Annotated in this window: 18 protein-coding genes; 13 read left to right on the top strand and 5 right to left on the bottom strand. The window is 58.8% G+C overall.

All coding sequences use genetic code 11. From position 1 onward, the window contains the following. Positions 1 to 18 precede the first annotated feature (18 nt). Positions 19 to 489: a metallopeptidase family protein gene (locus I6I72_RS03500; RefSeq protein ID WP_005528148.1), complete on the bottom strand. Its 471-nt coding sequence runs from the start codon at positions 487 to 489 to the stop codon at positions 19 to 21. Positions 490 to 583: 94 nt separating this feature from the next. Here I6I72_RS03500 and I6I72_RS03495 point away from each other — a divergent pair, with 94 nt between their 5' ends. Continuing rightward, positions 584 to 1081, top strand: coding sequence for a DUF3499 domain-containing protein (locus I6I72_RS03495; RefSeq protein ID WP_080548590.1), 498 nt, complete (start codon positions 584 to 586; stop codon positions 1079 to 1081). A 77-nt stretch (positions 1082 to 1158) separates the two neighbouring features. Further along, positions 1159 to 2526 (top strand): phosphomannomutase/phosphoglucomutase, encoded by a 1368-nt coding sequence (locus tag I6I72_RS03490; RefSeq protein WP_049146850.1) that lies wholly within the window; start codon positions 1159 to 1161, stop codon positions 2524 to 2526. Between the two features lie 312 nt (positions 2527 to 2838). On the opposite strand, the gene I6I72_RS03485 is transcribed toward I6I72_RS03490, so the two are convergent. Next, positions 2839 to 4188, bottom strand: a complete 1350-nt coding sequence (locus I6I72_RS03485) for an FAD-dependent oxidoreductase (RefSeq protein ID WP_049063004.1) — start codon at positions 4186 to 4188, stop codon at positions 2839 to 2841. A 307-nt stretch (positions 4189 to 4495) separates the two neighbouring features. Between I6I72_RS03485 and I6I72_RS03480 the strand changes: the two genes are divergently transcribed. Genes I6I72_RS03480 through I6I72_RS03465 form a run of 4 tightly spaced genes read left to right on the top strand, consistent with a single transcriptional unit; the run spans position 4496 to position 8189 of the window. Beyond that, positions 4496 to 6172, top strand: coding sequence for a nitrite/sulfite reductase (locus I6I72_RS03480; RefSeq protein ID WP_049063003.1), 1677 nt, complete (start codon positions 4496 to 4498; stop codon positions 6170 to 6172). Then, positions 6169 to 6423 (top strand): hypothetical protein, encoded by a 255-nt coding sequence (locus tag I6I72_RS03475; protein ID WP_034656575.1) that lies wholly within the window; start codon positions 6169 to 6171, stop codon positions 6421 to 6423. Before I6I72_RS03480 ends, I6I72_RS03475 begins: the two co-directional genes overlap by 4 nt. 2 nt (positions 6424 to 6425) lie before the next feature. Continuing rightward, positions 6426 to 7145 (top strand): sirohydrochlorin chelatase, encoded by a 720-nt coding sequence (locus I6I72_RS03470; RefSeq protein WP_005528155.1) that lies wholly within the window; start codon positions 6426 to 6428, stop codon positions 7143 to 7145. 3 nt (positions 7146 to 7148) lie between these two features. Further along, positions 7149 to 8189, top strand: a complete 1041-nt coding sequence (locus I6I72_RS03465) for a sulfite exporter TauE/SafE family protein (protein ID WP_049146848.1) — start codon at positions 7149 to 7151, stop codon at positions 8187 to 8189. Between the two features lie 19 nt (positions 8190 to 8208). Here the strand turns inward: I6I72_RS03465 and cobA are convergent, their stop codons facing one another. Beyond that, positions 8209 to 8967 (bottom strand): uroporphyrinogen-III C-methyltransferase, encoded by a 759-nt coding sequence (gene cobA, locus I6I72_RS03460; RefSeq protein WP_053093403.1) that lies wholly within the window; start codon positions 8965 to 8967, stop codon positions 8209 to 8211. A 135-nt stretch (positions 8968 to 9102) separates the two neighbouring features. Between cobA and I6I72_RS03455 the strand changes: the two genes are divergently transcribed. Further along, positions 9103 to 10140, top strand: a complete 1038-nt coding sequence (locus tag I6I72_RS03455; RefSeq protein WP_049146886.1) for a MurR/RpiR family transcriptional regulator — start codon at positions 9103 to 9105, stop codon at positions 10138 to 10140. Between the two features lie 15 nt (positions 10141 to 10155). Then, positions 10156 to 11394 (top strand): mannose-6-phosphate isomerase, class I, encoded by a 1239-nt coding sequence (gene manA / locus I6I72_RS03450; protein WP_049146846.1) that lies wholly within the window; start codon positions 10156 to 10158, stop codon positions 11392 to 11394. Between the two features lie 10 nt (positions 11395 to 11404). On the opposite strand, the gene I6I72_RS03445 is transcribed toward manA, so the two are convergent. Together I6I72_RS03445 and I6I72_RS03440 are read right to left on the bottom strand one after the other, a co-directional pair. Next, positions 11405 to 12361: an ornithine cyclodeaminase family protein gene (locus I6I72_RS03445; RefSeq protein ID WP_049146844.1), complete on the bottom strand. Its 957-nt coding sequence runs from the start codon at positions 12359 to 12361 to the stop codon at positions 11405 to 11407. 89 nt (positions 12362 to 12450) lie between these two features. Then, positions 12451 to 13227 (bottom strand): hypothetical protein, encoded by a 777-nt coding sequence (locus I6I72_RS03440; protein ID WP_049062997.1) that lies wholly within the window; start codon positions 13225 to 13227, stop codon positions 12451 to 12453. Between the two features lie 522 nt (positions 13228 to 13749). Here I6I72_RS03440 and I6I72_RS03435 point away from each other — a divergent pair. The 5 genes from I6I72_RS03435 (at position 13750) to lpqB (ending at position 18968) form a co-directional block, all read left to right on the top strand. Continuing rightward, on the top strand, positions 13750 to 14103 hold the full coding sequence (locus I6I72_RS03435; protein ID WP_049062996.1) for a DUF4259 domain-containing protein: 354 nt from the start codon (positions 13750 to 13752) through the stop codon (positions 14101 to 14103). Positions 14104 to 14145: 42 nt separating this feature from the next. Further along, complete coding sequence (locus tag I6I72_RS03430) at positions 14146 to 14760, top strand: dTMP kinase (protein WP_049146842.1); 615 nt, start codon at positions 14146 to 14148, stop codon at positions 14758 to 14760. A 4-nt stretch (positions 14761 to 14764) separates the two neighbouring features. Beyond that, positions 14765 to 15460, top strand: a complete 696-nt coding sequence (gene mtrA / locus I6I72_RS03425; protein ID WP_005528165.1) for an MtrAB system response regulator MtrA — start codon at positions 14765 to 14767, stop codon at positions 15458 to 15460. A gap of 92 nt (positions 15461 to 15552) precedes the next feature. Continuing rightward, positions 15553 to 17226, top strand: coding sequence for an MtrAB system histidine kinase MtrB (mtrB, locus tag I6I72_RS03420; protein WP_046645112.1), 1674 nt, complete (start codon positions 15553 to 15555; stop codon positions 17224 to 17226). Continuing rightward, positions 17223 to 18968 (top strand): MtrAB system accessory lipoprotein LpqB, encoded by a 1746-nt coding sequence (gene lpqB / locus I6I72_RS03415; RefSeq protein ID WP_049151890.1) that lies wholly within the window; start codon positions 17223 to 17225, stop codon positions 18966 to 18968. Before mtrB ends, lpqB begins: the two co-directional genes overlap by 4 nt. Positions 18969 to 19142 lie beyond the last annotated feature (174 nt).

The raw sequence follows: 19142 nt of genomic DNA, 5'->3' as shown, positions 1-19142 counted from the left end.
TAGGTGGGGGATTTTTCTTTACCAACTAAACCTTGGGTCGACGTCTTCGGGGTCAAGATTTAGATAGTTCGCCACTAGTGCGGTGAGGACTGTCCCCAAGAGTTCTGCCCGCTCTCCAGGATTCTGTGCGCGTTCCTCGATGGGCATGCGGAAGATCACCATTCGTGCGCGGGTAGGACGGCCGGCCGAATCCACACCGGCGGGAACTACGCGTCCGAGAGGGACCGGGCCATCGGCAATGATTTCTTCAGGCAGCACGGTCATGTCTGCTGAAAGGCGCATGCGGGGAACTGTGTCCACAGCTAGGTCGAGGCCCGCGAGCTGCTCCGCGAAGGCGTTTTGAATCGGGGCGTAGGCCTCGAGGACTGCCATGTCGAAGCGCTCGCTGTTGCTGCGGAAACGCGGTGTCGTCTGTGGCAGGAGTGGGCCGCGCATGCCGCGTCCACGGCGATTGCGGAACGGGCGTACATGTGGGCGGCGCATTGTCATGAGCGTGATCTTAGGACTCCGCAGGTGCTTTTCGGTGCGGGGCGCGCCGAGTTCCGACTATTCAAATCTCAAGTAAGGGTTTAGACTCATTGCCGTGAATCATTCTCGTCATTGCTCTCGCCCAGGCTGCGGCCGACCTGCCGTGGCAACATTGACCTACGCATATTCACAGCAGACGGCCGTCGTTGGCCCGCTTGCGGAGGAGACTGACCCGCATAGCTGGGACCTGTGCGAGAAGCATAGCTCCCGCATCACCGCCCCCATCGGCTGGGAGATGGTGCGCGTGGATCGCATCGAGCTGGACGAGGAAGATGACCTCATGGCACTCGCTGAGGCCGTGCGTGAGGCTGGCCGTGTGACCACCGGCCTGGTGGACGATGGTGCTGGCTCCGGTTCTGACCCCATCGACTACGCCGCGAACTTCGATGGTGCAGATCCGGATAGCTCGAATCACCCGGTTTTTCGCACTCGACGTGTCAGTGAGGCGAAGCAACACCGTCGCGCCCACCTGACGGTTGTGCGGGACGAGAGTGAGGAAGCCGCGCTTAGCGACGTCGACCGCGGCAATCATCATCGCGTCAGAGAAGATTAAAAATAGAGAAGATTAAAAATCCTGTTCCTAGGCCGCTGTCCGTTCTTGCATATGCAAAAGGGGTAGTATTGCAGGTTATGCGTACTCGTGAACAGCTAGATGCCGTTATTAAGGCCTATGACGTCCGTGGCGTCGTGGGCGAAGATATTGATGAGAACTTCGTTCGTGACACCGGTGCTGCCTATGCCGCTATTTTGCGCGGTGAAGGGGAGACCAAGGTGGCGGTGGGTCACGACATGCGTCCTTCTTCACCGGCGTTGTCTGACGCTTTTGCGCAGGGCGTGGCTTCTCAGGGCTTGGATGTCATCAAGTTGAACCTGACTTCGACTGATGAATTGTATTTTGCGGCTGGTTCTTTGGATTGTGCGGGTGCGATGTTTACTGCCTCGCATAATCCGGCGAAGTACAACGGCATCAAGCTGTGCCGTGCGGGTGCTGTGCCGGTGGGGCAGGAGACTGGCCTGGAGGCTATCAAGGGCATGCTGATTGAGGGTGTGCCGGCCTTTGACGGCGAGCCTGGCTCTGTCAGCGAGCGCGAGGTGCTCCCGGACTATGCGGACTTCCTGCGTTCTTTGGTGCCGCTGGAGTCTTCACGTCCACTGGTTGTGGCGGTAGACGCTGCTAACGGCATGGGTGGCCATACGGTTCCGGCTGTGTTTGAGGGCCTGCCGTTTGATGTCCGTGATTTGTACTTCGAGTTGGATGGCACCTTCCCGAACCACGAGGCTAATCCGCTGGATCCGAAGAACCTCGTAGATCTGCAGAAGTTTGTCACTGAGCAGAAGGCTGATATTGGCCTTGCCTTCGATGGTGATGCGGACCGTTGCTTTGTGGTCGATGAGAATGGTGATGCTGTTTCGCCGTCAGCTATTTGTGCGTTGGTGGCGCAGCGTTACTTGCAGAAGTTCCCAGGTTCGACGATCATCCATAACCTGATTACGTCGAAGACGGTGCCGGAGCTGATTGCCGAAAATGGTGGCAAGGCTGTGCGTACCCGGGTGGGCCACTCGTTCATTAAGGCGCAGATGGCCAAGGAGAAGGCTGCTTTTGGCGGCGAGCACTCCGCACACTACTACTTCCAGGAGTTCTGGAATGCGGACTCCGGCATGTTGGCTGCGATGCACGTGCTGGCTGCTTTGGGGGAGACCGATAAGCCGTTGAGCGAGCTGATGGCTCAGTATTCGCGTTATGAGGCTTCCGGTGAGATCAACTCCACCGTGGCAGACCAGAAGGCTGCAACCCAGGCTGTGCTAGATGGTTTGGCGGACAAGATTGAGTCTGTCGACGAGTTGGACGGCGTGACCGTTGAGTTGAAGGGCACGGATGCGTGGTTTAACGTGCGCGCTTCGAACACTGAGCCACTGCTGCGTCTGAACGTTGAGGCGAAAACTGCTGATGAAGTCCAGGCCATCGTCGATGAGGTGCTTGGAATCATCCGCGCTTAGGCACTTTCCCGTGCGGGCGCCTTCGTGGCGACCATTCTTCTGTTCGTACCGTTTCCTGTAAATAGTGCCCTACAATTGTGTGTTTTGGCCCGCTATTTGCAGGAAAAAGGCTCCTGGATGCCGCCACGATTGTCGCACATCTCGGTCCATAGAGCTCGTACCTTTCCTTGTGAATAGTGAACCCGAACGGCTCATCTTTGCCGGCTTAATTGCAAGAAACGGTACATTTGCAGCGGCTGAGCCGCGCCGCCCCGGCTGCGCCGCAAAACACAAAAAGCGTCAGCATTGTGCTGGCGCTTTTATTCGGGAAAATTAGCCGCGGGAGTGGGAAACCATGTCCTCCCACTCGACGTACTTCTTGCGCTCGCGGCCCTCGGCCTCGCCGAGTGCGCGCTCTGCCGCATCGAGGTTCTTCCAGCCATCCCAGGAGAGGAACTCCACGCCCGCAGCCTTCAGGGTCTCCGTGATGTCCTCTTCGGAAGCGTGGGAGAGCTTGCCTGCCTCGGCGTCGTCAAGCAGCATGCCGATGGTCTCGGAGGCATCGGACTTGGTGTTGCCGATGAGGCCCACCGGGCCGCGCTTGATCCAGCCAGTGGCGTAGAGGCCAGGGACGATGGTGCCGTCGAGCTCGGTGACGTGGCCGCCGTCGTTGTTGATGACGTTCTTCTCGGAGTTGAAAGGAACGGTGTCGATAGCGTCGGAGCGGTAGCCCACAGCGAGGTAGACCGCCTGAACCGGCCACTCGGTGAACTTGCCGGTCCCGGAGACGGAGCCGTCGCCGTTGAGGGCGGTGCGCTCGGTCTTGATGCCGGTGACCTTGCCATTCTCGCCGAGGATCTCAACCGGCTGCTCGAACAGGTGAATCTGCAGGGTGTGTGGTGCTTCCTTCGGTTCGCGGATGGCGTAGCCCTCCAGGGTCTGGCAAACCAGATCCTGGGACTTAGAGTTGGCGCGTGCCTCGAGGGAAGCCTCGTCGTAGTCGATGTCCTCCGGGTCCACGACCACGTTGATGGTCGGGGAGTGGTCGAGCTCCTTGAGCTCCAGCGGGGTGAACTTTGCCTGTGCCGGGCCGCGGCGGCCGAAGACGCGCACGGTGTGAGCCTTGTTCTTGGACAGGGACTCGTAGACGTTGTCTGGGATCTCGGTGACTTTGAGCTCATCGCCGGTCTTGGCCAAGATGCGGGCGACGTCAAGGCCCACGTTACCCACGCCCACGACGGCTACCTCTTCAGCGGAGAGATCCCAGTCGCGGTTGAAGCGCGGGTTGCCGTCGTAGAAGCCCACGAATTCGCCGGCGCCGTGGACGCCCTCGAGGTCTGCCCCCGGCACGTCGAGGACGCGGTCTCCTACGGCACCGGTGGCGAAGACTACGGCGTCGTAGTGCTCTTTGAGCTGCTCGACGGTGAGGTCGCGGCCGATGTGCACGTTGGAGATGAGGCGGATCTGCTCGGTCTCCAGGACGCGGTGCAGGGAGTTAACGATGCCCTTGATGCGTGGGTGATCTGGGGCTACGCCGTAGCGGATGAGACCGAAGGGAGCTGGCATCTGCTCGATGAGGTCGATCTGGACGTTGCCACCGGTCTTCTTGACCAGGATGTCAGAGGCGTAGATACCTGCTGGGCCAGCGCCGATGACGGCTACCTTCAGTGGGGCTTGCGACATGTCAGTAGTGGGCCTTTCCTCAAATCAATAAACAGCTAAAGAATTCGGTTACTGGTCGTAATACTAGCTGTTCTAGTTCTTTTAATGAATATTAGACTGATCAGTCTGCTAAAAGCGTGTGAGCGTGGGGTTTATTGAACCGCTTTCTGGAACGCTGGGCAACTCGATTATTTAGATTCTTCCAGCGTGGCGACGTTGTCCCAGCTCACAATGTAAAGAGTGGTGAAATTAATCCGTACCGCTTTGTCTATCGTTCTTAGACCGGTAGGTTTTTGTCATCCACGACGAAAGGCAAGTGTTCATCCCCATGACTACCGCAACGAAACCACAACGCAAGGCTCGTCCGCGCAAGCCCGAGGGGCAATGGAAGATTGACGGCAAGGAGCCGCTCAACACCGACGAGGAGATCAAACAGGAAGACGGCGGCCTGTCCGCTCGCCAGCGCGTCATCGATATCTACTCCAAGCAGGGGTTTAAGTCGATTCCGCCAGAGGATCTTGCCCCACGCTTTAAGTGGCTCGGCCTCTACACCCAGCGCAACCAGAACCTGGGCGGCGAGCTGACTTCTAAGCTGAGCAATACAGAGCTGCAGGACGAGTACTTCATGATGCGCGTGCGTTTCGACGGTGGCCGCGTGGACCCGGCCAAGCTGCGCACCGTGGGCGAAATCTCCCGCGACTACGCTCGCTCCACCGCGGACTTCACGGACCGCCAGAACATCCAGTTGCACTGGATTCAGATCGAGGACGTTCCCACAATCTGGGAAAAACTGCGCGCCGTAGGGCTCGATACGCTGCTGGGCTGCGGCGACGTCCCACGCGTCATCCTCGGTTCGCCAGTCGCGGGCGTGGCAGAAGACGAGATCATCGATGCCACCCCGGCAATCGACGACATTGTGGAGAACTACCTGCCACGCGATGAATTCCACAACTTCCCGCGCAAGTTTAAGACCGCGATTTCCGGCAACCGCCGCCAGGACGTCACCCATGAGATTCAGGACATTGCCTTCGTCGGCGTCAACCACCCTGAATATGGTCCTGGCTTCGACTGCTTCGTTGGCGGCGGCTTGTCCACCAACCCGATGCTGTCCCAGTCCCTGGGCGCTTGGGTCCCGTTGGAGCGCGTTCCTGAGGTTTGGGCAGGCGTAGCCCGCATCTTCCGTGACTACGGCTACCGTCGCAACCGCAACCGCGCCCGCCTAAAGTTCCTGGTAGCTGAGTGGGGCATTGAGAAGTTCCGCGAGGTCCTAGAGACCGAGTACTTGGACGCACCGCTTCTCGACGGCGAGCCACTCGTTGTAGAGCCCGGTTCCCGCGATCACTTGGGCGTGCACAAGCAACAGGACGGCAACTACTACCTCGGTGTGAAGCCCACCGTGGGCCATGCCACCGGCGAGCAGCTAATCGCCATTGCCGACGTCGCTGAGAAGTTCGGTATCACCCGCATCCGCACCACGCCGATGAAGGAGCTCCTCTTCCTCGATGTCAAGGAAGAGGACATCCCGGCGCTTTCCCGGGCACTCGACGAGACCGGCCTGTATTCCCAGCCTTCCGAGTTCCGCCGGGGCGTCATCTCCTGCACGGGCCTGGAGTTCTGCAAGCTCGCGCACGTGACCACCAAGGCCCGCGCCATCGAACTCGTGGACATCCTCGAGGACACGTTGGGTGACCTGGACGTTCCGATATCCATTGCGCTCAACGGCTGCCCGAACGCCTGCGCCCGCTCGCAGGTCTCCGACATCGGCCTGAAGGGCCAGATTGTCACCGACGCTGACGGCAACCGCGTCGAGGGCTTCCAGGTGCACCTGGGCGGTGCGCTGGGCCTGTCCCCGGATTGGGGCCGCAAGCTGCGTGGCCACAAGGTCATTGCGGACGAGGTGCCTGACTACGTCATCCGCTTGGTTAACAAGTACAAGGAGCAGCGCGCGGAAGGCGAGCAATTCCGCCACTGGGTTCTGCGCGCCGCTGAGGAGGATCTGCAGTGAATTTCCGACGCAAGCCCAATCCCAACCGCAACCACCCCATGTACTGCCCGTACTGCGGGGGCACCGGGCTCTTCCCGGATGAGGAAGGGGAGTTTGCCTGGAAATGCACTGAATGCCTGCGGATTTTCTCCGTGATGTTTCATGGTCAGGACGACGCTCCCGTCGCCCCGGCGAAGACTGTTTCTTCCAACGAGGCGTTGCAGCGATCGCTCCAGCGTCGCGGCCACGTCACTGCGACCCCCAAGGAATAACCATGACCGCCCTCATTACGTTGTCGCATGGTTCGCGTCACCCGAATGCTGTAGCTGGCATCGAGGTGCTTACCCAACGCGCCGCCGCGCTTGCCGACGTCGCGCACTGGCAGTGTGCGCACCTCGAGTTCAACGAGCCCGATCTCGCCACGGCAGCGCAGCAGCTCGCAGCGCGCGGGGAAACCGAGGCCGTGGTGGTGCCGCTGCTTTTTACTGAGGGCTACCACCATCGCGTGGACGTGCCGGAGGCCATCGCTGCGGCAGAGGAAGCCTCCGGGCTGCGCCTGCTGCGCGGTGACTCGCTGGGCACTGGGGCCGACATGGCGCAGGTGCTGGCGCAGCGCGCAGGCTGCCAACCACAGTGCGCGCCGATGACCGATCATTTGGTCATCTACTCGGTGGGCTCATCGAATCTGCAAGCCAACCAGGCCATTGCGCGCCTAGCGGTGCGGGTGGCTGTCTTGACCGGCGTGAGTACCTCAGTGGCTTTTGCTACACGGGGCGGTAGGGAAGACGTCGCCAAGCAGGCGCGTATTTATGGCTCGGTGCGGGTGCTGCCGCTGTTCGTTACTGAAGGTCTACTTCTTGACCTGCTCGCAGAAGCCCCAGCGTATGTAGACTCCCCGCTAGGCGTTGACCTTGCGGGAATCGTCTCCCACCGCTTTGCTCATGCAGCGGGCCTGCCTTATCAGACTCGACAGCTTGTACAGATCGGACGATAAAAGATGCGATCCCTCATTCTTATCGCGCTAGCCGGTGCGGCGGCGCAGCTTGTCGACGGCGGAATCGGCATGGGTTTCGGCGTAACCTCGACCACCATTCTGCTGCTGGCGGGCCTAGGTCCTGCGCAGGCCTCCGCGGTGGTGCACACCGCTGAGCTGGGAACCACGTTGGTCTCTGGCTTGAGCCACTGGCGTTTTGGAAACGTGCATTGGCCTACGGTGTTCAAACTTGGCGTGCCGGGCGCCATCGCCGCATTCTTAGGAGCAACGGTGCTCTCCAACGTTTCGACGGAATCGGCTGCGCCCATCACAGCGATCATCCTCGTGGCCATCGGCGCGAACCTGGTGTGGCGCTTTTCCCGCCCGCGTCCCAAGCGCTCCGCATATAAGCGTCAGCACTCCACGGGCTTTCTTGCCGGCCTCGGCTTGGTAGGTGGATTTGTGGATGCGACAGGTGGCGGCGGCTGGGGGCCGGTCTCTACGTCAACGATGATGGCCATTGGGCGGGAGCAGCCGCGACGTATTGTGGGCACGGTAAATACCGCGGAGTTCCTTGTGACCTTTGGCGCTACCGCTGGCTTCATCGTGGGGCTGTGGCACGAAATTGTGGCGCACCTGGCTGCGGTCATCGCGCTGCTCATCGGTGGCGCCATCACCGCCCCGATTGCGGCTTGGCTCATCTCGCGCGTTAACCCTGTGGTTCTGGGCGGGTTCGTGGGCACCGCGATTGTTGACCTGAACGTGGGCAAGGTCATCGGTGGCGCGGAGACCTACTTCGGCTGGGAGGTCGCTAGCTGGGTGATTCCGGTGGTGCAGGTTGCCATCGCTGTGGTCGGAATTGCGACCACCACGCTGGGCGCGCGCCGCACCAGGGCCGCGCGGGCGGCAGAGCTTGAAGCTGAAAACGCTGAGCGTGATGCGCACGCAGCGTTCCATGCACCGCGTGGACACTCGGCTCGCTCTGGTCGGGGATTCAAAGTCATCGCTGAACAGGAGCCAGAGGCTGATCACTGCGCGAAGCGGGCGTCGGTGCGCGCCCAATAGGGGCCCAATAAGGGGGAAGCTAAGTCGTAAGCCCCGCAACGTCTCCGATGACAAAGACGGCCGGCGGGGCAATGGTCGCGGACTCTACCGTCTCGCCGAGGGACCCGAGGGTACAGCGGAAGGTGCGCTCACCTTCCATGGTTCCCTCTTGGATGAAGGCGACTGGGGTCTGCGGTGAGCGTCCACCATCTTGTACTGCCTGGGCAATGGCCCGGGCATTTTTTACGCCCATGATGATGCTGAGGGTGGCGCCAGACTGCGCAAGCGCGCCCCAGTCCAACAAGGACTTGGGGTGGCCAGGCGGGAGGTGCCCAGAGACAACGGTGAAAGCGTGGACGACGCCGCGGTGCGTGACAGGCACGCCGGCAAGGGCGGGCACGGATACGGCAGATGTAACGCCAGGGATCACTTCCACAGGCAGCGAGGCGGCAGCGAGCGCCTGAACTTCCTCGAAGCCACGGCCGAAGACATAGGGGTCACCGCCCTTGAGGCGGGCGACCTTGCGGCCCGCACGGGCGTGCTCGATGAGCAGTTCGTTGATCTTTTCCTGTGAAGTCTGGCGCTGGTAGGGCAGCTTGGAAACGTCGATGACCTCTTTTGCGTCGACATCGCACAGTTTGTGCAGATCCTGGGTGGGGCCGAGATGATCTGCCAAGATGACATCGGCGTTCTGCAAGGCGTACATGCCGCGGACCGTGATGAGGTCCCATGCGCCGGGGCCGCCGCCTACCAGGACCACCGGGTGAATCTGCGGGGTGTTCGCTGTGCTCATGGTCATTAATACTAATCGCTGCAGGTCCGGCGGCTGAGTCCGGGGCTGTTGGCTGGACTTTTTCTCCCAACTTCCTGTCTGAGTGGCGTGAAAGCCTCTTTTGCGCTATCGATGTCGGCGTCGCGGGCTATGCTCGGGGCCATGGATAGTGGCTATTTTGACGGCGCGGCCTATGACCCAGAGACCGTGCGCTTTTTCGACGTCGCGCACGAGGGCGGCCAGGTTCGTGTTTTGGCGGGTGAGATCCAACAGCTCGCACAGCACCTCGGCGGAACTCAGCCGCGCTCGCTGGTCATCCTTCCCACCGAACAGGTGGCACGCGCTGCGGCCTATACAGCTGCGGGTTTGGCGGAGCCTTCGCGCGTGCCAGTCGTTGTGGCTGAGTCCCTGCCGCAATTTGTAGGTGCGCTGGACGTTGTCGTCGTTATCGGTGAGCGCGGCGAGTGTGATTGGGCCTCGCGTGCTCTGATTGCTGCGGATAAGAGAGGAGCCGCTACGGTCTTGGTCGGCCCCGCGCGTGGTCCCTTGTTGGAGGATGCGCCTGCGGCTACCCTGGTCGCACCGACGCTACCTACGGCAGAGGGGGCGTCGCCTGCACGCAGCATTGCTGCCCTTCATGCCATTCAAGCGGTCCTCGAAGAAGAAGGTGAGCTTGTCGCACGGCGCCTCGAAGAGGTGGCTGACGCAATCGACCGTGAACTCGAAACGCTTAGCCCTGAGCACGATTCTGCTACCAATCCGGGGCGCGCACTCCGAGAATTCGTTGAAGGGGCGCGAGTCGTTCATAGCTGCGGCTCTGATCCATATGCTTTCTCCGAAGAACGAGTCCGGGTTGATTTGGGCTCCTTGGTTGCTCGGATGGCGGCAGCTATTTGGGCTGCCCATGGACTAGGGGGCACGTACGTCGATGCGCAAGAGCTGCCGATGGTGATTGAACGAAATCAGCATTCTGGTGCAAATGCGATTCGTGACATCTTCTATGACCCCGAACTCGACGGGGGAGAGGAAACGGGTCCTTTGGTACCCTTGAAAATTGTCTTATGGGGCAAGGAAGAGGCGAACCTTCCCCACTCCATTGCCCAAGCAAGCAATGATCCTGAACCCGCGCTGGGTGATCTCGCCCGTGCGCTTCAGCTCATTACGCGGAGCTATGCCGCGACCGCCTACGAGATTTCTTAAAAGAAGGAAACACTTATGCAGCTGCTCAACAGCGCAACTCGAAACTATTCTTGGGGCTCCCGCACCATGATTCCGGAGCTCAAAGGCGAACCAGCGGCAGAAGCGCCTATTGCTGAGTTATGGTTCGGCGCTCACTCGGGTGATCCTTCGACAGTAGATGGCCAGCGTCTTGATGAAGTAATCGCCGCAGCACCCCGCGAGCAGCTAGGTGCGCGTGTCGAACAGACTTATGGGCAACGCCTTCCGTTCTTGTTGAAGATCCTCGCCGCAGAGGAACCATTGTCATTGCAGGCTCACCCTTCTAAGGCTCAAGCAGAAGAAGGCTTTGCCCGCGAGAACGCTGCAGGAATCGCATTGAACGCTGCGAATCGCAACTACAAAGATGACAACCACAAGCCTGAACTCATCGTGGCCTTGACCGAGTTCTACGCTATGGCAGGCTTCCGCCCACTTGAGCGCACGCTGGAGCTGTTCAAAGCGCTGGACTGCAAGCAGCTCGACCATTACTTGAGCATGTTGCTGCCAGATCCGGCCGCCGAATCTGAGAACCTGCGTGCGCTGTTTACTACGTGGATTACTATCCCAACTGCAAAGCGCAAGGAACTCATCGCTGCCATCGTCGAAGCTGGCGAGGCTCTCATCGCCCGCACTGCTGAGGATGGCGCTGAGGCATGGATGGCGCGCGATATGCGTACGGTGATTAACCTCAACGAGCAATACTCCGGCGATATCGGTGTGCTCGGCGCGCTGCTGCTCAACCACATTGTTCTCGCGCCGGGGGAAGCACTGTACCTGAATGCGGGTTCGCTCCATGCTTACGTTTCGGGATTGGGCGTGGAAATCATGGCGAACTCTGACAACGTTCTGCGTGGTGGCCTCACCCCGAAGTTCGTGGATGTGCCAGAGCTCGTGAAGGTCTTGACCTACGAATCTGTTGCGGACCCACGCGTGCAGCAGGTGGACAAGGCTGGAGCGCCCAACGTTAAGGGAGCCGAAGCCTGGTCCTATCCGGTACCGATCGACGAGTTCGCTCTTGACCGTGTGGAGCTAGGGGCCAATGATGAAGTTGAACTCGAGTTTGACGGTCCTGCCATTGCACTGTGCACCGGCGGAAGCGTTGAGCTTGAAGACGCAGAAGGAAATACCCAAACTCTTACTCCTGGCGGTGCCGAGTGGCTCCCCGCTGTAGAGGGTGTCGTAAAGGCGCGCGCCGCCCAAAGCGGAGCCGGCCAGCTCTTCGTCGCTCGCGTCTAGGCGCGTGCGCTTAGCCCGCTGCGGCGAACTCGTCGGCAATGGCGCGGGCGACCACTAGGTCTTCCCATGCCATGCCAGTGAACTTGAACACGACTGGTCGCTCACGAGAGATTTCTGCTTCGCCGCGAATGACCTGCGCCATGGTCAAGACGGCGCCGCGGTCGATAAAGCCCTCGGCCTCTGCTTGAACGACATCGCCGCCTTCTGCAAAGGTGGTCTCGACGTCCTCGACGATAGTCGTTGCCGACCCCATAAGCTCACCCGAAATCTCACGGGCTTGCGGCGTGTGGGAACCCAACGCGATTATTATCGCGTCCCCGCGCACGTCGCCCAGCCCAAAGAGCGGCTCGGGGGAGTTGGTCGCGGTGATAACAAGTTCTGCGGCGGCTAGTGCTGCGGCGGCTTCGGGGCTGCCAGCAGCTAGCCACGTTGCGGCGTGGGCAAGCTGGGCGGGACGGTTCCTGCTGACAAAGCTAAACTCAACGGGCCTTTCTCGCAATGTATCAATAAGCGTTGCCGCATGGTGACGGCCCTGCGGGCCGGTGCCAAAGATGACTACCTTGAGTGGGGCATCGGCCGAAGTCGCATTACTTCCGGGGCCTTCTAATAGATTGAGAACCGTAGCTACAGAAACAGCCGGCGTGCGGAGATTTGTAATGGCCTCACCCTCTAAGAGGTGGGAGGGGGAGAGGGTCTTGGGATCGAAGAGGACATATGTGCCTTGAATGCTCGGTAGCTCGGGGCGGTATCCGGGATCCGAAAGGGATAACAGCTTGATTCCGAATCCCAATTCCGGTGCAGTCGCGGGCATAAGAAGGAAGTTACCGTGCTCAACTGGGATTGAGCTGCGTTGTGGATCGTTTCCTAGTTGCAAACCAGACTGCAGCGTTGAGCGCAACGCGTGCACAGCTTTGGCAGGGGGAAAGCGGCTTTGAATGTCTTCGGCGGTCAGTACGGTGAGAGGCATGCGAGTTCTCATTTTGAAAGGCAGGTTTAAGAAGCGGACTGCGCGGGTGCTTCTACGTTCGCAGGCTGCTCGGCAAGTTCATTGGGTTCCTACTCAGAGCCCTCCGCCGGTGAGTAATCGGTAGGTTCTTTCGGGGCATTGGGGTTAACCGGTTCCACGCTGGGTTGTGGCGCGTCAACGGTTCTGCCGTTTGCGTCAGTAGTAGGTGCTGGCTCAGATTCAGGAGCCGCTGTTCCATTCTGTTTGGTGGGATCATCCGCGGGCTCTGAAGGCTCAATAGGCTTGACGGCGGGCGGCTCAGAGTTGCTACCCCTCTTGCGCTTGTTCTCGTTGGGCACCGTGCGATTCGGTGAGGTTTCGGTAGGGGTTGCTGTATGGGGAGGAGCCGGGCTCGGTACAGCAGATTGCGTTGGCGATTCGGGTGCAGTAGCTGCGGATTCAGATGAACTGCTGGTTCCGAGCTGTGCGCTATTGGAAGGCTCTTGTCCCGTGCCGTAGTGGCTGTTGCCGCCATATTGCTGCGCGGTGGCGCGGCTTTGCGAAGAGAGATTTTCTGGGCGATAAACCTCCGTAGGGCCGAAATTAGCACCGGTGCCAGTGATGGCGTTGGGAGCTAGATATGGGTCATTCTGAAGAGCAACAGAGCTCTTCTTGGGAGCGCGCTTGGAAGTGTGGCTGCTCGTTGTGGTCTGCGTAGTCTCCGCTTGGGGTGATTCGGTGTGGCCCACTGGGGTCATTGATTCGCTTTGGCTCTTCGCCGTGAATGGTCCAGGCGCGGAGATTTTCCACACGCCAAGGCCGACGAAGACAGCAGAAAGGAGGCCGATGGTGATAAAGACATACACGCGGCGTGCATCGGTCTTCATGATGGCTTCCTTTCTTAAGATAAGAGGGTATTAATTTTTTTTGGTGTCGCTACGACACAACAACAAAGCAGCTGTTTAGACAACTTGGCGTCTTGGTTGTTTAAAAATAGCACTCATGCAGCGGAAATGCTGTAAGGGTGCAGGGTGTGTAACAACTCGGTAACGACACTATCATGTAATCCTTGATAAGGGAATGCCTAGATGCAGCTGTGGCCAGTCTGAAGGCGGAAGATTGTGCCAGTTTAAGCCGTAGCATCGGGCACCTATGCTAGGCGGATGCAGTGAGAAGCAGATTTGTCGGCACTGACCTGTATGTTATGCGCCAGTGTGGCCTTTGCCCTATAAATTGACAGAGGAAATGCACTGACAAACCGAGAAGTAACGGCTAGATATAGAAGTAAACACCGCCAGAAGTTGCTCCACATTCTTAATTTCTGCGGTGGACACTCCACTTTTGATTACTCGGGATTGCTAGATTTCGGAATCGTTGATTGTCTAGCGGCTCTAAGAAAGGGAAATGCAATGAGCACTTGGGACGAGAACATCTTCTCAGACGACGTAAACGTAGATTTTCTGGATGAACTTGCGAACTTGGATGACGAAGACATTGTGGAGGCAGTCTCTGATGCCTGTGCACTGGCAACGTCCGGTGATGCGATCTCTGCAGATGAGGAACGGAACGCACAGGCGGCGGCGACAATCGCCGCTATCTGGGCCGGAGCGCCTTTCAGTGCGGGCGAGGTAGTTTCTTCCTACCCATTTATCCGCGGATTGGCCGGCTCCGGGGACGAGGCCCTCAATGAGCATGCCTTGGAGATTCTCGAGGCAGTCGAAGAAGACTATGACCTAGAGGCGTTCATCGAAGCGCTGTCTTAAGTCACCGGACGCATCGCCAAGCAGCGAAGGGCTAAACCAGAAATGTTAATCAGCATCGAGGGAATCGATGGAGCAGGCAAGAACACGCTAGTGCAGCGCATTAAGAAAGAACTTTCCGTTGAGGTTAACGTTCTTGGCTTCCCCCGTTATGAAGAGTCGGTTCATGCGCAGCTTGCGCAGGATGCTCTCTACGGCAGGATGGGCGATCTGACTGACTCTGCTTTTGCGATGGCAACCCTATTCGCCCTCGATCGCTTGGGTGCAAAGGAACGCCTGCTTGCAGCCCAGGAGAGCAACGACTTGCTCATTCTTGACCGCTATGTGGCGTCGAATGCTGCGTACTCGGCTGCGCGTCTAGGCACCGACGAGGTCATTGATTGGGTCTTTGATCTGGAGTTTGGTCGCTTCGGCTTGCCAAAGCCGCAGCTGCAAATTTTCCTTGACACCGACGTCGAGCTTGCCGCCGCACGAGCGACTTCCCGTGCCGAGGAGGACTCGACCCGCGCCCGTGATCGATACGAAAAGGACAGTACTCTGCAGGCGAACACTGCGGCGGCGTATCGTCGATTAGCAGAGCGTAAGTGGGGCGGACAGTGGATCGCCACCGCTGATACCGATATGATTGTGCAATCTGTGAAGAAACTCGTGGAGGAGTAGGAATATGGCGCCGAAGATTCTGGTGGTTGACGATGATCCTGCGATCTCGGAGATGTTGACCATCGTTCTTGAGGCAGAAGGCTTTGAGCCTATTGCGGTAACCGATGGAAATGAAGCGGTTCCGGCTTTTCAAGAAAACGACCCAGACCTCATCCTGCTCGATCTCATGCTTCCTGGCATGAACGGCGTTGACATCTGCCGTGCTATTCGCACCGAGTCCTCGGTCCCGATTGTCATGCTGACGGCTAAGACCGACACTGTGGACGTGGTCCTCGGCCTCGAATCGGGAGCCGATGACTACATCACCAAGCCTTTCAAACCAAAGGAACTCATTGCGCGCATCCGTGCCCGCCTGCGCCGCACCGATTCCGCTTCCTCTGGTGAGCTCATCGAGGTCGGCGACCTCGTCATTGACGTTCCCGAGCACACAGTAACCCGTGCGGGCGGCGAAGAGATTTCGCTGACTCCTTTGGAGTTTGACCTTCTTCTCGAGATGGCGCGCAAGCCGGGCCAGGTTCACACCCGCGAAGCCCTCCTCGAATCCGTGTGGGGCTACCGCCACGCCTCTGATACCCGTTTGGTCAACGTGCACGTCCAGCGCCTGCGCGCCAAGATCGAGCACGACCCCGAAGATCCACAAATTGTCCTCACCGTCCGCGGTGTGGGATATAAGACCGGCAAGACCGGCTCCGGGGAATAAAGAGGGCTTTCGCTATTTTTGAATGGTTTAGACGTTTTCGGGATCGTCTTGTAGACAAGTGGCGCACGTCGCTGCAGACTCGAGTCATCGGCATGATTCTCGTAGCCTCTACGGTGGTCATGCTTTTGCTCGGCTACGCGCTGGTATCAGTGCTTACTCAGCGTTTGGTGAGCCAGAAGGAAGACGCAGCCTTTCAAGAACTTGATCGCGCACGCGCAACGGTGGAGCAGCAAATCGACGCCACCGGAACAGCGAACTCGGTCCAGGTGCGCATCAACTCCGCACGGGCGTCATTGGGGCAGTTGTCCTCGGAGCTAAACGATCATCAGGAAACCTATGAAGCTGTTGTCGTCGTAGATAATGACGACGGAACCTTCACCACCTCTCCCGAAGGTTTCCGTATTCCGGAAGAGATGCGGACACTGGTTTCCAATGGGAATATTGCGCAGCAATATACAAGCATCGACCGCATCGAGGGGGAGACATATAACGCCCTGTTGGTTGGCACCCCCATCGATTCTGACATCCCTGATACCCAGGTTTATCTGGTGCTATCCATGGAATCCGAGGAAGCCACCATGGCGTTGATGCGTGGTCTGCTCTCCGCTGCTGGTGTGGTGGTCGTGGTCCTCCTGGTAGGCATCGCATGGCTGGCAACGCAGCAAGTTATCGTCCCAATTCGTTCCGCTTCACGCATTGCGCAGCGTTTGGCTGCAGGCCATCTGCGCGAGCGAATGGTGGTCAATTCCGATGATGAGATGGGCCGCCTAGCAGCGTCCTTCAACGACATGGCTGACAAGCTATCGAAGCAGATTACCCAGTTGGAGGAGTACGGCGACCTGCAGCGGCAGTTCACTTCCGATGTTTCGCACGAGCTGCGAACTCCGTTGACGACAGTGCGCATGGCCGCAGATCTGATCGCCGCCGACTCGGACTCCATGGAACTGCATACCCGACGCGCCTCGGAGCTGATGATTCGCGAGCTTGACAGGTTCGAGGAATTGCTCGCCGACCTGCTGGAAATCTCGCGGCACGACGCCGGCGTGGCGGACCTGTCTGCCGCATCCCTCGACGTGCGTTCGTGCGTCGATTCTGCGATGGCGCAGGTTGTGCATTTGGCTGAAGAACTTGACGTTGACGTGCAGATTAATATGCCTGCTGAGCCGGTGACCATCGAAGCCGACTCCCGCCGCATCGAGCGCATTCTGCGCAATCTCTTGGCCAACGCCATCGACCACTCCGAGGGAAAGCCAGTTGTGGTGGACATGGTTGCCAACGAAGAAGCGGTGGGCATTGCGGTCACCGACTCCGGCGTGGGGCTCAAGGAGGGGCAAGAGGAGTTGGTGTTCAACCGCTTCTGGCGCGCCGATGCCTCGCGTAAGCGCCATTCCGGCGGCACGGGCTTGGGCTTGGCGATTGCCCGCGAGGACGCCGTGCTGCATGGCGGTACACTCGACGCCATCGGTTATCTTGGCGTGGGCTCGCGTTTCAGGCTTATTGTCCCGCGCGTTCCGAACACTCCAATCGAATCCGAGCCAATCGTTTTGGAAGTTCCGCATGCCCCGTGCCCTGAACCTGACAACACAGAAGTCTTGGAACAGCAGGACGTTGGCATCATTTGGCCGTCGGAGCGCATGTCCCGGGATTTCGTAGAGGTTGAATCCGCAGTGCTTGACGACGCCCCCGAATCTGAAACCCATGCGGGGAAGACGCCGAACGCGGCGTCGTCAAGCAGCGCTAGTGAAGCAGAAAAGGAGCAGCGATGAGTAGCAGCCGTACCTCCCAGAAGCTGCGCTTTGTGCGTTCCTCGCGCAGCGTGCTGGCAGTAACTAGCGCCGCCTGTGTTTTTGCCGTGGCAGGTTGTTCGACACTGCCGCATAATACTTCACCGCAGGTTATTGGAACCTTTCAGAAGCGTATCGATCCACAAGTAGAAATCATGGGGCCGAAGGCAGGCGCAGACGCCGATCTGGTCCTGCGTGAGTTCTATACAGCCTCTGGTAAACCCGCCAGCAACTACGAGTCTTCCCGCAACTTCTTGGCGGACTCCATTGCTGAAACTTGGGACCCAACCGGCTCCATGCTCGTCGTGGATTCGATTGACATTTTGACCGTGGACAATGGCGCTGATCGCAGGACCTTTGACGTGCGCGGAAATGTGATTGGCTCCCTCGTCGATGGCGGCGCATATGTTCCGCGCAGCATTAAGTACGAGGCCACCATCAAGATGGAAAAGATTAACGATCAATGGCGCATCGTCGATCTGCCCGCTGGCCTGGTTATTGAGCGCAATGACCTGCGCAATAACTATCGTCCTTTGTCGCTGTATTTCTTTGGGCAGTCGGAACAGTCTTTGGTTTCTGACCGTCGGTGGCTCTACACCGGCCAGCAGTCGGTGGACACTGAGCTGGTCACGTTATTGTTGGAAGGGCCCAACAATGACTTGCGTCCTGCAATCTCCGATTTGGTCCCCGTCTCTGCAACCTTCCTCGGTAAAGAAGACGGAACTTATCGATTTAGCGGAATGAATTCGATGAGCCAAGAACAACGGTTGCGCTTTGCCGCCTCTTTGGTGTGGACGTTGAACAACGCTAACGTCGGCGGCAAGATCAAGGCCACCGCTGATGGCAGCCCGCTTATCGACGGCTTGGATGAGATGACGATCGATGACTTTGCGGAGTACAACCCGGGCAACCTCGCCAGCTCTGATGCTAAGCTTTATGCCATCAATAACGGTGCTTTGCTCGAGGTAAGCGGCGGCACGGCAGCGCCTTCTAGCACATCTTTGGGCCGTGCGAATAACCTCCAATCGGCAGATATTTCCGCAGAATCAATCGTTGCGGCGGTGCAGAAGAATTCCCAGACTGAGTATCAGCTCAAGTTGGGCAAGATGGGTGAGAATCTAAGCGACCATTTGAAGGCAAAGACGATTGCTCGCCCCACCTTTGAACCTAGTGGCCAAGCCATCTGGACCGTCGTCAACGGTGAGAAGGTAGTGCGGGTCGCGCGTTCCGCCGCGTCCGGTGAGATTTCCCAGTCTGAGGTTGATACCTCTGGTATGGATAATATCAATGGCGAGATCTCCGTCATTCGCTTGTCTGCCACCGGTGCTCGCGTTGCGATGCTCATCGGCGGCAACGTTTACATCGGTATCGTCGCTCGTGGTAAGAATAGCGACTACCATATCGTCAACGCCCACCAGGTGGGCTTGGAAATGCAGAATACGGCTCTGTCGCTCGACTGGATGAGTGATGGATCTCTGCTTGTGGGTACGAACAATACGAATTCCCCAGTGTGGCGAATTGAGCAAGATGGCTCTTCTGCCACCACGTTGGCTTCGGGAAACATCACAGCTCCGGTAGTTGCCGTGGCAGCTTCACCGACGACGCTCTACATCACCGATTCGCACGCGTTGTTGCAGTTGCCTGCGGAGAGCACTGACAATTCCTTCTGGCGTGAAGTCTCTGGTCTGCAGGGGCTTCGTTCTTCGCCTATCGTGGCCAAATAGTAAGCGCAAGAAAAGCCGGGGCGGGGGAGGACAGGCCACGGTGCGATAAGGGGAGGGCGTAGGTATGCGCAAGCGAAGGCTAGCAGCGCGGGCTTTGGAATTACTTGACGTGGTTGTCCCGCGTGAGTGCGCGGGGTGTGGCGGTGTGATTGTTGCGCCTGCGCTCATTTGTGA

Origin of the sequence: Corynebacterium striatum, from assembly GCF_016728105.1 — a bacterium.
GTDB lineage: Bacteria > Actinomycetota > Actinomycetes > Mycobacteriales > Mycobacteriaceae > Corynebacterium > Corynebacterium striatum.
The sequence above is the reverse complement of the archived record's forward strand: the minus strand, read 5'-3'. Positions and strand labels throughout refer to the sequence as shown.

Excerpts from the sequence above, each read along its gene's own strand:
- I6I72_RS03465 (WP_049146848.1), top strand. The coding sequence starts at position 7,149 with ATGCGATCCCTCATTCTTATCGCGCTAGCCGGTGCGGCGGCGCAGCTT.
- I6I72_RS03430 (WP_049146842.1), top strand. The coding sequence starts at position 14,146 with ATGTTAATCAGCATCGAGGGAATCGATGGAGCAGGCAAGAACACGCTA.
- I6I72_RS03490 (WP_049146850.1), top strand. The coding sequence starts at position 1,159 with ATGCGTACTCGTGAACAGCTAGATGCCGTTATTAAGGCCTATGACGTC.
- I6I72_RS03445 (WP_049146844.1), bottom strand. The coding sequence starts at position 12,361 with ATGCCTCTCACCGTACTGACCGCCGAAGACATTCAAAGCCGCTTTCCC.
- I6I72_RS03435 (WP_049062996.1), top strand. The coding sequence starts at position 13,750 with ATGAGCACTTGGGACGAGAACATCTTCTCAGACGACGTAAACGTAGAT.
- mtrA (WP_005528165.1), top strand. The coding sequence starts at position 14,765 with ATGGCGCCGAAGATTCTGGTGGTTGACGATGATCCTGCGATCTCGGAG.
- I6I72_RS03480 (WP_049063003.1), top strand. The coding sequence starts at position 4,496 with ATGACTACCGCAACGAAACCACAACGCAAGGCTCGTCCGCGCAAGCCC.
- I6I72_RS03500 (WP_005528148.1), bottom strand. The coding sequence starts at position 489 with ATGACAATGCGCCGCCCACATGTACGCCCGTTCCGCAATCGCCGTGGA.
- I6I72_RS03440 (WP_049062997.1), bottom strand. The coding sequence starts at position 13,227 with ATGAAGACCGATGCACGCCGCGTGTATGTCTTTATCACCATCGGCCTC.
- I6I72_RS03485 (WP_049063004.1), bottom strand. The coding sequence starts at position 4,188 with ATGTCGCAAGCCCCACTGAAGGTAGCCGTCATCGGCGCTGGCCCAGCA.
- mtrB (WP_046645112.1), top strand. The coding sequence starts at position 15,553 with ATGATTCTCGTAGCCTCTACGGTGGTCATGCTTTTGCTCGGCTACGCG.
- I6I72_RS03470 (WP_005528155.1), top strand. The coding sequence starts at position 6,426 with ATGACCGCCCTCATTACGTTGTCGCATGGTTCGCGTCACCCGAATGCT.
- lpqB (WP_049151890.1), top strand. The coding sequence starts at position 17,223 with ATGAGTAGCAGCCGTACCTCCCAGAAGCTGCGCTTTGTGCGTTCCTCG.
- cobA (WP_053093403.1), bottom strand. The coding sequence starts at position 8,967 with ATGACCATGAGCACAGCGAACACCCCGCAGATTCACCCGGTGGTCCTG.
- I6I72_RS03455 (WP_049146886.1), top strand. The coding sequence starts at position 9,103 with ATGGATAGTGGCTATTTTGACGGCGCGGCCTATGACCCAGAGACCGTG.
- manA (WP_049146846.1), top strand. The coding sequence starts at position 10,156 with ATGCAGCTGCTCAACAGCGCAACTCGAAACTATTCTTGGGGCTCCCGC.